Source organism: Mycobacterium sp. IDUB_19 (genome assembly GCF_055419445.1).
The window spans coordinates 19,189-32,394 of the sequence record NZ_JBVAXR010000012.1; the positions used below are offsets into that span (position 1 = coordinate 19,189).

Annotated in this window: 14 protein-coding genes; 6 read left to right on the forward strand and 8 right to left on the reverse strand. The window is 65.0% G+C overall.

Going from position 1 to position 13,206, the window contains the following annotated elements; translation table 11 throughout:
* Positions 1 to 3: 3 nt before the first annotated feature.
* Entirely contained in the window at positions 4 to 1,524 is a 1,521-nt protein-coding gene (locus ACZY0B_RS12075; protein WP_463764345.1) for a CoA-acylating methylmalonate-semialdehyde dehydrogenase, read from the reverse strand.
* 121 nt (positions 1,525 to 1,645) lie between these two features.
* Between ACZY0B_RS12075 and ACZY0B_RS12080 the strand changes: the two genes are divergently transcribed.
* From ACZY0B_RS12080 to ACZY0B_RS12105, 6 genes are all read left to right on the forward strand, one after another.
* Positions 1,646 to 3,061 carry an NAD(P)-binding protein gene (locus ACZY0B_RS12080; protein WP_463764454.1) on the forward strand — a complete coding sequence of 472 codons (1,416 nt, stop codon included), beginning with the start codon at positions 1,646 to 1,648 and terminating at the stop codon, positions 3,059 to 3,061.
* A 43-nt stretch (positions 3,062 to 3,104) separates the two neighbouring features.
* Entirely contained in the window at positions 3,105 to 3,647 is a 543-nt protein-coding gene (locus tag ACZY0B_RS12085; protein WP_463764346.1) for an RNA polymerase sigma factor, read from the forward strand.
* A complete protein-coding gene (locus tag ACZY0B_RS12090; RefSeq protein ID WP_463764347.1) occupies positions 3,644 to 4,339 on the forward strand; it encodes a Rieske (2Fe-2S) protein in 696 nt (231 codons plus the stop codon). Before ACZY0B_RS12085 ends, ACZY0B_RS12090 begins: the two co-directional genes overlap by 4 nt.
* 71 nt (positions 4,340 to 4,410) lie before the next feature.
* On the forward strand, positions 4,411 to 4,809 hold the full coding sequence (locus ACZY0B_RS12095) for a cupredoxin domain-containing protein (protein WP_463764348.1): 399 nt from the start codon (positions 4,411 to 4,413) through the stop codon (positions 4,807 to 4,809).
* Positions 4,810 to 4,844: 35 nt separating this feature from the next.
* Positions 4,845 to 5,753, forward strand: coding sequence for a metallophosphoesterase family protein (locus ACZY0B_RS12100; protein WP_463764455.1), 909 nt, complete (start codon positions 4,845 to 4,847; stop codon positions 5,751 to 5,753).
* A complete protein-coding gene (locus tag ACZY0B_RS12105; protein WP_463764349.1) occupies positions 5,750 to 6,157 on the forward strand; it encodes a hypothetical protein in 408 nt (135 codons plus the stop codon). Before ACZY0B_RS12100 ends, ACZY0B_RS12105 begins: the two co-directional genes overlap by 4 nt.
* On the opposite strand, the gene ACZY0B_RS12110 is transcribed toward ACZY0B_RS12105, so the two are convergent.
* The 7 genes from ACZY0B_RS12110 to ACZY0B_RS12140 form a co-directional block, all read right to left on the reverse strand.
* Complete coding sequence (locus tag ACZY0B_RS12110; RefSeq protein WP_463764351.1) at positions 6,108 to 7,214, reverse strand: acyltransferase family protein; 1,107 nt, start codon at positions 7,212 to 7,214, stop codon at positions 6,108 to 6,110. The two genes, ACZY0B_RS12105 and ACZY0B_RS12110, sit on opposite strands and share 50 nt — an antisense overlap.
* 76 nt (positions 7,215 to 7,290) lie before the next feature.
* A complete protein-coding gene (locus ACZY0B_RS12115; protein ID WP_463764352.1) occupies positions 7,291 to 8,367 on the reverse strand; it encodes an acyltransferase family protein in 1,077 nt (358 codons plus the stop codon).
* Positions 8,368 to 8,519: 152 nt separating this feature from the next.
* Positions 8,520 to 9,647 (reverse strand): acyltransferase family protein, encoded by a 1,128-nt coding sequence (locus ACZY0B_RS12120; protein WP_463764353.1) that lies wholly within the window; start codon positions 9,645 to 9,647, stop codon positions 8,520 to 8,522.
* 168 nt (positions 9,648 to 9,815) lie between these two features.
* Positions 9,816 to 10,427: a dTDP-4-dehydrorhamnose 3,5-epimerase gene (rfbC, locus tag ACZY0B_RS12125; RefSeq protein WP_463764355.1), complete on the reverse strand. Its 612-nt coding sequence runs from the start codon at positions 10,425 to 10,427 to the stop codon at positions 9,816 to 9,818.
* A 1-nt stretch (position 10,428) separates the two neighbouring features.
* The gene (gene rfbB, locus ACZY0B_RS12130) at positions 10,429 to 11,424 is read right to left on the reverse strand and encodes a dTDP-glucose 4,6-dehydratase (RefSeq protein ID WP_463764356.1); all 996 of its coding nucleotides are present in this window, start codon (positions 11,422 to 11,424) and stop codon (positions 10,429 to 10,431) included.
* Positions 11,425 to 11,450: 26 nt separating this feature from the next.
* Positions 11,451 to 12,317: an LLM class F420-dependent oxidoreductase gene (locus ACZY0B_RS12135; RefSeq protein ID WP_463764357.1), complete on the reverse strand. Its 867-nt coding sequence runs from the start codon at positions 12,315 to 12,317 to the stop codon at positions 11,451 to 11,453.
* Positions 12,318 to 12,340: 23 nt separating this feature from the next.
* Entirely contained in the window at positions 12,341 to 13,192 is an 852-nt protein-coding gene (locus tag ACZY0B_RS12140) for an LLM class F420-dependent oxidoreductase (protein ID WP_463764358.1), read from the reverse strand.
* Between the last annotated feature and the right edge of the window lie 14 nt (positions 13,193 to 13,206).

Consider the following 13,206-nt stretch of genomic DNA (forward strand, 5'->3'; position numbering starts at 1 on the left):
AACCTAATCCATTGTCGGGATGACGAATTCGGCGCCATCCTTGATGCCGGACGGCCACCGCGATGTCACGGTCTTGACCTTGGTGTAGAACTGGATCGACGCCGGGCCGTGCTGGTTGAGGTCGCCGAAGCCGGAGCGCTTCCAGCCGCCGAAGGTGTGATAGGCCACCGGGACGGGGATCGGCACGTTGACACCGACCATGCCCACCTCCACACGTGCCACGAAATCGCGTGCGGCGTCACCGTCGCGGGTGAAGACCGCGACGCCGTTGCCGTATTCGTGCTCGGACGGCAGCCGCAACGCCTCCTCGTAGTCGTGGGCCCGCACGATGCACAACACCGGCCCGAAGATCTCGTCGGTGTAGATCGACATGTCGGTGGTGACGTGGTCGAACAGGGTCGGCCCGATGAAGAAGCCGCCCTCGAGGTTGGCGTCACCGAACGTCAGGTCGTCGCTGCGCCGCTCGCGGCCGTCGATCACGATCTCGGCGCCCGCGGCCACACCCTGATCGATGTAATTGCGCACCCGGGCCAGCGCGGCCTCGGTGACCAGCGGGCCGTAGTCGGCCTTGGGGTCCAGGCTGTGCCCGACCCGCAGCTGATTGATCCGCTCAACCAGCCTGGCGCGCAACCGATCCGCGGTCTGCTCACCGACCGGCACTGCGACGCTGATCGCCATGCAGCGCTCGCCGGCGCTGCCGTACCCGGCGCCGATCAGCGCATCGACCGCCTGGTCGAGATCCGCGTCGGGCATCACGATCATGTGGTTCTTGGCGCCGCCGAAGCACTGCGACCGCTTGTCGTTGGCCGCGGCCGTCGAATAGATGTAGTGGGCGATGTCGGAGCTGCCGACGAAGCCGACCGCCTTGATGTCGGGGTGGTGCAGGATCGCGTCGACGGCTTCCTTGTCGCCATGGACGACCTGGAACACACCGGGCGGCAGACCGGCCTCGAGGAACAGTTCGGCCAGGCGCACCGGTACCGACGGGTCGCGCTCGCTCGGCTTGAGCACGAACGCGTTTCCACAAGCCAGTGCGGGCCCGGCCTTCCACAGCGGGATCATCGCCGGGAAGTTGAACGGGGTGATGCCCGCGACCACGCCCAGGGGCTGGCGCAGCGAGTAGACGTCGATACCCGGGCCGGCACCCTCGCTGTATTCCCCTTTGAGCAGGTGGGGGATGCCTATGGCGAACTCGATGACCTCGATACCGCGCTGAATGTCGCCGCGCGCGTCGGGAACCGTCTTTCCGTGCTCCAGGGACAGCAGCTCGGCCAGCTCGTCGATGTTCTTGTTGACCAGCTCGATGAACTTCATCATCACCCGCGCGCGTCGCTGCGGATTCGTTGCACCCCAGCCCTTTTGGGCCTCAACCGCCGATGACACCGCGGCGTCGATGTCGGCCGAGGAGGCCATCGGGACTTTCGCCTGCACCTCGCCGGTGCTGGGGTTGAAGACGTCGGCGGTGCGGGTGGACTGGCCGGCAACGCGCTTCCCGTCGATGAAGTGCGGGATCTGTGTGGTCATGGGTGCCCTTGGGTGTCGTTCGCGTATAAAAAGCGGATACTTGCATATCCTAGTAACTGGGTCTTGACCTTGGCAAGGTGGGTTACCTGCCGTGACCGCGCGGGCTAGCGTTGAGGCCGGTATGCACAGCATCGAGGCCGATTACCTGGTCATCGGAGCGGGCGCCATGGGCCTGGCGTTCGTCGACACGCTGGTCTCTGAGACAGAGGCCAGCGTCGTGGTGGTGGACCGCAACGATGTGCCGGGTGGTCATTGGACCGCCGCTTACCCGTTCGTCCGGTTGCATCAGCCTTCGGTGTTCTACGGCGTCAACTCGCTTCGGCTCGGGCGCGACACCATCGACCAGGCCGGTTGGAACAAAGGCCTTTACGAGCTGGCGACCGCCGGGGAAGTCTGCGCCTATTACGACCACGTGATGCGCCAGCAGCTGGTGCCGACCGGGCGGGTCCGCTATTTCCCGATGAGCGAATACCGCGGCGCGGGCCGCTTCTCCACGCTGGCCGGTGCCGACTACACCGTTGACGTGGCGCACCGGGTCGTCGATGCCACCTACATGCGCGTGACGGTGCCCGCGATGCGTCCGCCGCCGTATCCGGTCGCTCCGGGTATCGCCTGTGTCGCGCCCAACGACCTGCCCGGCCACACCGCCCACGAGCGCTATGTCGTCGTCGGTTCCGGCAAAACCGGTATCGACACCTGCCTGTGGCTGCTGGGCCATGGCATCGCGCCCGAACGGCTGACCTGGATCATGCCCCGTGATTCCTGGCTGCTGGATCGCGCGACAATGCAGCCCGGCTCGATGTTCGCCGACCTGATCAAGGCCGGCTTCATCGCACAGCTGCGCGCGATCAGGGACGCCACGTCACCTGACGATCTGTTCGCCCGGCTCGAGGAAGCCGGCACCCTGCTGCGGATCGATCCGACGGTCCGGCCCACCATGTACCGCTGCGCGACCGTCACCCAGGCCGAGCTCGACCAGCTGCGCCGCATCGACGACGTCGTCCGGATGGGCCACCTGCGCAAGGTCGAAGCCGACAAGATGGTCCTCGACGGCGGCGCACGGGCGATGGACGGGCGCGCGCTCTACATCGACTGCACCGCCGACGGCGCCGAAAAGCGGCCTGCTACTCCGATTTTCGACACCGGCCGCATCACGCTGCAAAGCGTGCGCGGATGCCAACAAATATTCAGCGCATCGCTGATCGCCCACGTGGAGGCGGCTTATTCGGACGACGCCACCCGCAACCGACTGTGTGTGCCGTTGCCGCACCCCGACACCGACCTGGACTGGCTGCGCCTCGCGCTGGCCGATTACGGCAATCAACTGCGGTGGTTCGACGACCCCGACCTGACCGCCTGGCTGTCCGCCTCGCGCCTGGATCTCTTCGGTCATCTGGTGGGCCAATTGTTGCCGCCCGCCTCGGCAAAGCCCCGGGTGCGCGATCGGATTCTGGGCGTGGCCAAGACAGTCCTATCCGCCACCGCCGCGAAGCTCGACGAGCTGGTCGTCGACGATGCTTCGCTCGCCGCGCCCTGACCGGGTGTAACCCCCGCTGATATTGATCGGGTGAGGGAGGTATGTGACGGCGAAAAATGAACCCGCGGGCCCGCGCCCCCTGCGCGCGGTACCCAACGACGGCTACACCGACTGGGAAGCCGTGTACCAGGACAACGCGGCCTGGGTGTACCGGACGCTGTTCGCCCGGGTCGGCAACCGGGCGGACGCCGAGGACCTCACCGCCGAGGTGTTCCTCGCCGCGCTGCGGCCACTGCGGCTGACCGCAAGCGTCGGCGAGGTGCGCGCATACCTTCGGGCGACGGCGCGAACCGTGCTGGCCGCGCACTGGCGCGAGACCCTGGGGCGGGAGATAACCTCGATCGAGGAGGACATCGAGCAACCACCCGATAGCGAGGAAGCGATCAGCACCGCTCCGGCGCGCGTCGCCCAGGTTCTCGACAATCTGCCGGACCGCTATCGTCAAATTCTGGAACTGCGTTTCCTGCAAGGTAATTCGGTTAAGGAGTCTGCCGCGGAACTCGGAATCAGCGTCGCCAATGCCAAAGTGCTCCAGCATCGAGCTCTGCGGCTGGCGGCGCAGGTCAACGATGGGGGCCAGTCATGAACGCGCGAGGATTGCGCCGCTACGTCGACGATCTGCTGCGAGGCCGTCGGCCAAAACCGTTTGCGCCCGACGACTTTGAGGCCGCGCAGATCCGCACGGCGATCGAGCTACGGGCGGCCGGGCAGGGTGACGACATCCCGCGCCCCGAATTCCTTGACGACCTGCACCGCCGCCTCGCCGAACAAATGGCCGGCGCACCCGCGCAACCGCAGCACAAGCCGAACACGACGCGCCGCCAGGTCATCGTCGGCACGTCGGCCGCGGCGGCCGCCGCGGTCACCGCGGTTTCCATCGATCGCGCCGTGACCGGAAGCGTCATCGAAGGCCCCGCCGTCGCGGGAGAATTGAAGCCCAATGACGGAAGCTGGCAGCGGGTCGCGACCAGTTCGGAGGTGCCGGACGGGCGGATGCATGCGTTCGATCTCGGGTCGGTCAGCGGATTCGTCCGCCGCGTCGAAGGCAAGCCCCAGGCCGTATCCGGGGTGTGCACCCATCAGGGGTGTCGGTTGTGGTTCGACGCACCCGATGACAGACTGCGCTGCCCTTGCCACTCGACGTCGTTCTCGCCTGCGGGCGAGGTGCTCACCCATCAATTGCCGATCGCCCCAAAGCCGTTGCCCACGCTGATGGTTCGCGAGGTCGACGGGGTCATCGAGGTGCTCGCCCCGCCGAAACCCGAACAGCCGACCTGAGCGGTGTAACCACCCCTCCTATCTGTTGGCGACAGTTCCACAGCCCCGGGAGGGTCGTTATGCCTATCGCCATGTTTCGAAAACACCGCGCCTTGCTCGCGGCCGGCCTACTCTTGCTGGCCGGGTGCTCGGCGTCGCGGCCCGACGCGCACCCGTCGGTCACGATGAGGCCGGATGCCGTTGCGACGCCGTCGGTCACCGCACCGCCGCCGCCGGCGAACGGTAACCAGGTCGCCATCGATGGCTTCGCGTTCGCCCCCGCCACGCTGACGGTGAGCGCGGGCACCACGGTCACGTGGACCAATCGTGACGAAGAACCCCACACGGTGGCCGCGAGCGACGGCTCGTTTCATTCGCCCGGCATGGGGACCGGGGCCACCTTCACCCACACCTTCGCCACCGCAGGGACTTTCGACTACGTCTGCTCGATTCACCCGATGATGCGCGGCACCGTGGTGGTGACCCAGTGAATTCAGACATAGACCCGAACCGCGGTCCGAACACGATGAGTCGCCGTCAGCTGATCCGGCATGGCGCATGGTTCGGGGCGGCGGTCGGTTTCGCGGTGGCCGGCGGCGAGGTGATCTCGCATGTCGCCGGTGCCCAGGCGGCCGAGCGCGCAAAAGTCCTGCCCGCCCTGCGGTTCGCTCAGATCAGCGACAGTCACATCGGCTTTACCGGCGCCCCCAACCCGGACGTGTCCGGCACGTTCGCCCACGCGATCGACCAGGTCAACAACCTCGGCTACACACCGGATTTCGTCATTCACACCGGCGACCTCACGCACTTGTCCAGCCCCGGCCAGTTCGACCAGGTGAAGCAGATGATGAGCGGCCTGAGGACGCCGCATGTGTTCACCGTGCCCGGAGAACACGACTCGGTCGACGATGCGGGGCAGAAGTACCGGAGCGCCTTCGGCGCGGGATCGGTGGGGGACGGGTGGTACAGCTTCGACATCGCCGGCGTTCACGTGATCGCACTTGTCAACACGTTGAACTTGCGCAAGCTCGGGCATCTTGGTGTCGATCAGCTGGAGTTCGTCGAGAAGGACGTCGCGCGGCTGTCGAGCGATACGCCGATCATTGTGTTCAGCCACATCCCGTTGTTCGCGATGTACCCGGATTGGGGCTGGGGCACCGACGACGCCACCCAGGCGCTCGGTTACTTGCGCAGGTTCGCCTCGGTGACCTGTATCAACGGGCATGTCCACCAATTGTTTTCCAAGACCGAGGGCAACGTCTCGTTCTACAGCGGGACGACGACCGCTTATCCGCTGCCCCATCCCGGCGATGGGCCGGCGCCCAAGCCGATCACGTTGCCGGCCGGAAAGCTGCACGACGCGCTCGGCATCCGCGAGGTCAGCTACACCAAGGGTGAGACCGCGCTGGCTTTGAAAGAGCAGAGGCTGCAATGAATATCCTGGTCCGGATCGGCTTCGCTGCATCGTTGCTGGGCAGCGCCGCCAGCCACGCCTACCTCTATGTCCATGGTTACCAGCACATTCCGATGATCGGCACCAGCTTCCTGATCCAGGCCAGTGCCTCGTTCGCGTTGGCCGTGCTGATCCTGCTCGGCGGTCCGTGGTGGCTGCGCTGGGCCGCGGCCGCCATAGCCGGCGGATCTCTGGTCGCGTTCGCTCTGTCCAGAACCGCTGGGCTGTTCGGCTTTACCGAGCGTGGGTGGGACCCATCGCCCTACGCGGCCATCAGCGTGGCAGCCGAAGTGCTGACCGTGCTGCTCTGGACGCTGAGCGACTACCCCGGTGGCGTCAGGTTCGGGAGACTTCGGAGAGCTCGGGAGCAGACCACTTCGGCTTGAGCCGGGATTTGAGCGACTGTGCGGGCTTCTCGACCAGGAACCAGCTCAGCGCGGCGAGCGGCAGCGTGGCGGTGGTCGCAATGACGAAGAACAGCAAGGGGTTCAGACCGGCAAGCCCACCGACGGCCAGCAATTGCTGAGTCGGGGATGCATATATGTAAGTGCCGTAGGACAGGTCCGTGCGCAAACTCCACCGCTTGTTGCGGATCAGCGAACCCGAGACGATGACGGCATACGCCAGCGGAAGGCCACCGACCACCCGATAGTCAGGCAGCAGGCTCGACGCTAGAACGATGAGGACGCTCACCGCGACGAACGACCACCGAGCGGGAATCACGTCTTTCCACTGATACAGCAGCGCCCCAGCCGAAAACATGATCGTAAAGCGCACAGCCAGCTGCAAGTTGGTCCATTCGCCGGGGTAGGTAAGCGGCGGCAACAATGTCGCCCCAAGCGCGGCGAGTGCAAAGATTACCGGAGAAAGCCAACGGCGCTTCGCGAGTCCGACCAGGCCGATGCCGGCAACGGCGAGATAGCACAGCACCTCCCACATCAGGGTCCACACCGAGGCGTTCCACACTCCATGCTCCGGAATCCCTTTCGGTGTTCCGCCGACATCCAGCGCAAGCGCCGACACCAGTGTGCTGTTTTTCAAGACGTACTCGATTGGCGCGCTGGACAATAGAAGCTTTTTTGCCTGGCCACCTTGAATTGCCAGACTGAGCGGTGCGAACACAAATGCGGTCACCACCAGGCAGGCGTAGAGCCCGGGGAGGATGCGAAGTGCTCGAGCGAGGAGATAGTCACGCAGTTGCGGGTTCCGAAGCCAACTCGACGTGATCAAGAATCCCGAAAGCGCAAAGAACCCGTCAACCCCGACCGAGAAAAGAAGCTGCAGAACCGGCTTGGACGACACGCTGTGGCCGGTGACGGAGAAGGAATGCCACAGGATCACCTCGGCCGCCAACGCCAACCGGAACGCGTTCAGTGCGTTGCTTCGTGGATCGAATGCCTGCGCCAGTCTCGTTCGCGGTCGAGCCGCGGTCCCACACCCCATGTGGCGCCATCATAACGTGATTGTCGGGACTGGCTCGGCGTCCGCGGCGCGCCTTCGGACGCAGCAACGACAGCGACTAGGCCGGACGCCTGACTTCAGCGAGCTCAGAGCCCGACCGCTTCCGCTTGAGTCGCGATTTGAGCGACTGAGAGGGCTTCTCTATCAGGAACCAGCTCAGCGCGGCCAGCGGCAGGGTAGCTATCGTCGCAATGATCGCGAACACGAATGGATTCAGACGGACCAGCCCGCAGATAACCAGCAACTGCTGCATCGGAAACGCGTAAATGTAGGTGCCATAGGACAGATCCGTCGGCAGCCTCAAGTACTTGTTGTGGACGAGCGCGCCGGAAACGATGAGGGCGTACGCCAACGGAATAGCGCCAAGAACACGGTAGTCGGGCAGCAGGCCGGCCGCGAGAACGATGAGCACGCTCAACGCGACGAGTGACCATCGAGCGGGAATCACGTCTTGCCACTGATAGAGCAGCGCCCCGGCCGCGAACATGATGGCGAAGCGGGCTATGCACTGCTCGTTGCTCCATGTCCCGGGGAATGTCATGGGCGGCAAGTACGCAGCCAAACACACTGCCAGTGCGAACACCACCGCAGAAGTCCATCGGCGGTGAGCCAGTCCCACTAGTCCAAGAAGTAGAACGGCGACGTAGCACAGCACCTCATAGATGAGAGTCCACAGCGAACCGTTCCACAAACCCGGATATGGAACTCCGGTTGGCGTTCCACCGACATCGAACTTGAGCACCACTACTGCGCTGTTTTCCACGACGAATTCGAATGGCGCGGGGGACAAGAGCAGCTTTGCGGCCGATCCACCCTGGATCGCCACGCCGATCGGCGCGATGACAAACGCGGTCACCACCAGACACACGTAGAGCCCGGGGAGGATGCGAAGAGCTCGAGCGACGAGATAGTCACGGACGCGGGGGTTGTTGATCCAACTCCGGGTGATGAGGAATCCCGAGATCGCAAAGAAGCCGTCGACCCCCACCCCGAACAGCAGCTGTCGTACCGGCGCGGATGGCGGGACGCGACCCGTGACGGCGAAGGAGTGCCAGAGGATCACTTCGGCGGCCATGGCTAGCCGCAACGCATTCAGTGCATTACTTCGCGGATCAAGTACCTGCCCGAGTTTCATACGTTGTCACCAGTCGTCCGCGCTCCCGGCGCTCCCCTGTCTCTGCATCTAAGCGCATTCACCCCGCGTTTGCACCCGTATCTGCGGCGTGGCAACGCGGTTGAGTCGAGAGGCGATTCGCGACCCCGACGAGGGGGCGGTAGCGAACGAAACTACCCCGCGCGGTGGGCCCCTGGAGTCGGTTGCTCGACCACGGAGGCGTCTTGCGTGCCGTCAGCTTCGGTGCGGGCGGGAGCACCCCACTTCCGTTTGAGACGAGACTTCAGCGACATCGCAGGTTTCTCTATGCAGAACCAGCTCATCGCGGCTAGCGGCAGCGTCGCGGTGACCGCAACGACGAAGAACACCGCCGGGTGCAGGGTGCCCAGCCCAAAAACGACCAGCAACTGCTGAGTCGGAAATGCGTAAATGTAGTAGCCGTAGGACAGATCCGTACGTAACGTCAGGCGCTTCTTGCGGATGAGCGCACCGGAAACGATGACGGCATACGCCAGCGGAAGAGCCGCGACCACGCGGTAATCGGGCAGCAGGACGGCGGCTACGACGACGATGACCACGCTCACCGCGACGAGTGACCATCGAGCGGGAATCGCGTCTTTCCATTGAAACATCAGGGCGCCAGCGGAAAACATGATCGCGGAGCGCACGGCGAGCTGGGGGATGGTCCATTCGCCGGGAAAGGTGAGCGGCGGCAACTGTGTCGCCCCGATTACCGCGAGCGCCAAGATCGCCGGCGAAATCCATCGACGGTTGGCGAGCCCGACTATGCCGATCACAGCAATGGCGATGTAGCACAGCACTTCCCAGATCAGAGACCACAGCGAAGCGTTCCAGATTCCAGGGGATGCGACCTCACGCGGTGTCCCGGCGACATCGAATTGAAGCACCGACACCAGTGTGGCGTTTTTCAGGACATATTCGAACGGCGCGCTGGACTGCAGTAATTTCGCGGCCGAACCACCCTGAACCGCGACGCTGAGCGGGGCGAATACGAACGCGGTGATGATCAGGCAGACATAGAGCCCGGGCAGGATGCGCAGGGCTCGGGCGGCGAGATAGTCACGCACGCGCGGGTCGCGCAGCCAACTCGCGGTAATCAGGAACCCTGAGATCGCAAAGAACCCGTCGACGCCCACCGCGAACATCAGCTGGAGCAGCGCGTGCGGCGGCATGTGGCCCGTGATCGGCCAGGAGTGAAACAGCATGACCTCGGCGGCCAGCCCCAGCCGAAACAGGTTCAGCGCGTTACATCGGGGATCGAACACCTCCGCTAGCTTCATCTGCACTATCCGTATCTGTCGTCGCCCCCCGCGTCGTCGGCCATAGTATCGGCGCCGAATGCCCCAAGGTAGTCGATGAACCCCCGGCAAACGTCCGGTTTAATACCAACCCGACGTTTTCGCTTTGCTGCGGGCAGGTGGCGAGGCCGGGCAGCGGCGATCAGTACCTCAGGCTTGACTGCGCAGATCCGTGAGGAATTTCTGCGTCTCTTCCCAGGTGGGCAGCAGGCCGGCCGCGCGTACTTCGTCGAAGCTGGGGGCGGCGGCGTCGCGGTCGGACAAACTGGGAGCGGCGCCATCGACCAGCGGCCATTCGACGCCCAGGGCCGGGTCGGTGGCGCAGATGGTGTGCTCGCGCTGCGGGCTGTATTCCGCCGAGCACAAGTACATCACCGTCGAATTATCTTGGAGCGCAAGGAACCCGTGCCCGAGGCCTTCGGAGAGGTACATCGTCCGGCGATCCTTGTCGTCGAGCACGACGGAGTCCCACTGACCGAACGTCGGTGAGCCGACCCGGATGTCGACCACCACGTCGAATACCGCACCGCGCACGCAGGTCACGTATTTGGCCTGGCTGGGTGGTAACTGCGCGAAATGCAGGCCGCGCAGCACGCCGGCCGCGGACACCGAGCAATTGGCTTGCTGCACATTCAGCCCGTGGCCGGCGAAGTCCCGGAATCCGTGGTCGGTGAGCCATTCGAAGAACATTCCGCGGGAATCGCCGTGAATTCTCGGGGTGATTTCCCAGGCGCCGGGAACTTTGAGTTCGCGAACTTCCATCTCACTGACCCCGTTCTTCGTAGCGGGCTTCCGATGCGTCTTTCAATGGACGCCACCACGATTCGTTGGCCCGATACCAGTCGATGGTTTCGCGTAGCCCCTCTTCGAAGTCGGTATGCTTTGGCGCCCAATGTAATTCGTCATACAGCAGCGACGGGTCGATGGCGTAGCGCAGGTCGTGGCCGACGCGGTCGGTGACGTGGTCGAAGTCGTCGGGGTCGCGACCCATCAGCGAAAGCAGCGTGCGCAGCACGGTCAGGTTGTCGCGCTCGCCCTCGGCGGAGATCAGGTAGGTCGCCCCGATCTGGCCCTTGTCCAGGATCTGCCAGACCGCACTGTTGTGGTCGTCGACGTGGATCCAGTCGCGGACGTTGGCGCCGGCGCCGTACAGCTTGCACCGTCTGCCGGTCAGCACATTGGTGATCTGGCGCGGGATGAACTTCTCGATGTGCTGATACGGCCCGTAGTTGTTGGAGCAGTTGGACAGCGTCGCGCGCACCGCGTACGACCGCACCCAGGCCCGAACCAGCATGTCGGCGGCGGCCTTGGTGGCCGAGTAGGGGCTCGACGGGTTGTAGGGCGTCGACTCGGTGAACCGCTGCGGATCGTCGAGCTCCAGGTCGCCGTAGACCTCGTCGGTCGAAATGTGGTGCAGCCGCACGCCGCGGCGGCGTACGGCTTCCAGGATCGTGTACGTCCCGACCACATTGGTGTGCAGAAATGGCTCGGGGTTGTCCAGCGCGTTGTCGACGTGGCTCTCGGCGGCGAAATGCACGACCGCGTCGGATTCGGAGATCAGTCGGGAAACCAGCTCGGCGTCGGTGATGTCGCCCTCGACCAGCCGGATGGCATCGTCGACGTCGGCCAGCGACTCGCGCCGTCCGGCGTAGGTCAGGGCGTCCAGCACCGTCATTGAAACGTCGGGACGCTCGCGCACGGTGCTGTGTACGAAATTCGCGCCGATGAAACCGGCGCCACCGGTGACCAGCAGACGCATGGTCAAACCCTAACCGAGGGGCGCGGTCAGCTTGCGGGGGTTAGCCCAAGCGGCTCGGCAAGTTCACTGAGCGCGGGCAGCAGCGTCTCTTCGTTGTAGCCGCCCAGCACCTGAATCGCTACGTGGTCGGCGCCGGCTTCCAGGTGCTCGTTGAGGCGTTTCACGATCGCCTCCGGGGTGCCGTAGGCCACCACCGCTTCGATCAGCCTGTCGCTGCCGGGCTTGCGCACGTCGTTCTCGGTGAACCCCAGCCGCAGCCAGTTGTTCACGTAGTTGCTCAGCCCCAGATAGTGCTCGACGAGCCCGCGGCCGGCGGCAAGCGCCTCATCGCGGTCGGTGGTCAAGACCACCTTGTGCTCGGGGGCCAAGAACACCGAATTGCCGAGCTGTTCGCGAGCCTTGGCCGTGTGTTCCGGCGTGGTCAGGTACGGGTGGGCGCCGGCGCTGCGCTCCGCGGACAGCGCCAACACCTTGGGCCCGAGCGCGGCGAGCACCCGCCGGCTGGTCGGCACCAGCGCCTCGTCGAGGGCATCGAGGTAGCCGACCAGCGCGGCGTAGGGCTTCACGTACTCCTGGGTGTGCTCGGGGTGGCCAACTCCGATGCCGAGCAGAAATCTTCCGGGGTAAGCACTTTCGATGCGCTTAAAGGATTCGGCGACGGGTTTGGCCGCCGCCGTCCAGATGTTGACGATGCCGGTGGCCAGTTGCAGCGAGCTGGTCTGCGCCAAAGCCGGTTCCACCCAATCCAGTTCGGCGTCCGGCGATCCGCCGATCCAGGCGCTCGCGTACCCGAGCTCTTCGATCTTGGCGGCCAACTCGGGTGTCACCGAACGAGTAGGCAGCCAGGCGCCGTAGCGACCGAGGTCGGGCTTGAGTGAAACTGCGTCGGTCATCGAGGTCCCCCTACGCGGTTGGTCTACGAGCGGTTCAGTCCAAGTGGCCCGGCCAATTCAGCCAGTGCCGAGACCAGGTTTTCATCTTTGGTCAGGACCTGCACGGGCACATGGTCGGCACCGGCGGCGACGTGCTCGTTAAGCCGTGCGGCGATCGCGTCGGGGGTGCCGTAGGCCACCACCGCATCGACCAGGCGGTCGCTGCCCGGCCGGGTGACCTCGTCGTCGGCAAAACCCGACCGCTTCCAGTTGTTGCGATAGTTGGCCAGGTTGAAGTACATGTCCAGGGCCTTGCGGCCTACCGCGCGGGCCTTCTCGGCGTCGGTCGTCAGCACCACCTTGTGCTCGGGCGCCAAAAACGCCGACGGGCCGATCAGCTCACGTGCGTGCGCGGTGTGCTCCGGGGTGGTCAGATACGGGTGCGCGCCTGCGCTGCGCTGCGCCGAGAGTCCCAGCACCCGCGGGCCCAGGGCGGCCACCACCCGGCGATGGGCGGGGACGCCGTAGTCGTCGAGGCGGTCCAGGTACTCGACCAGGGCGTCGTAGGGCTTGCGGTATTCGCTGATCACCTCGCGGTGGCCGACGCCGATACCGAGCAGGAAGCGGTCGGGGTAGGCCTTGTCGATCCGGTGGAACGACTCGGCCACCGCCTCGGCGGGCGCGGTCCAAATGTTCACGATCCCGGTCGCCACCTGCAACGTGGTCGTCGCTTCCAGGATGGGCTCCACCCACGCCAACTCGGCGGGCGGGGAACCGCCCACCCAGACGGCTCCGTAGCCGAGGGCCTCGATTTCTTTGGCTTGCTGGGGCGTCACGCCCCGCCCGAACGATCCGAACCGGCCGAGATTGGGTTTGCTTGCAGCTGCGTCGGTCATGACGTCTCCAACCG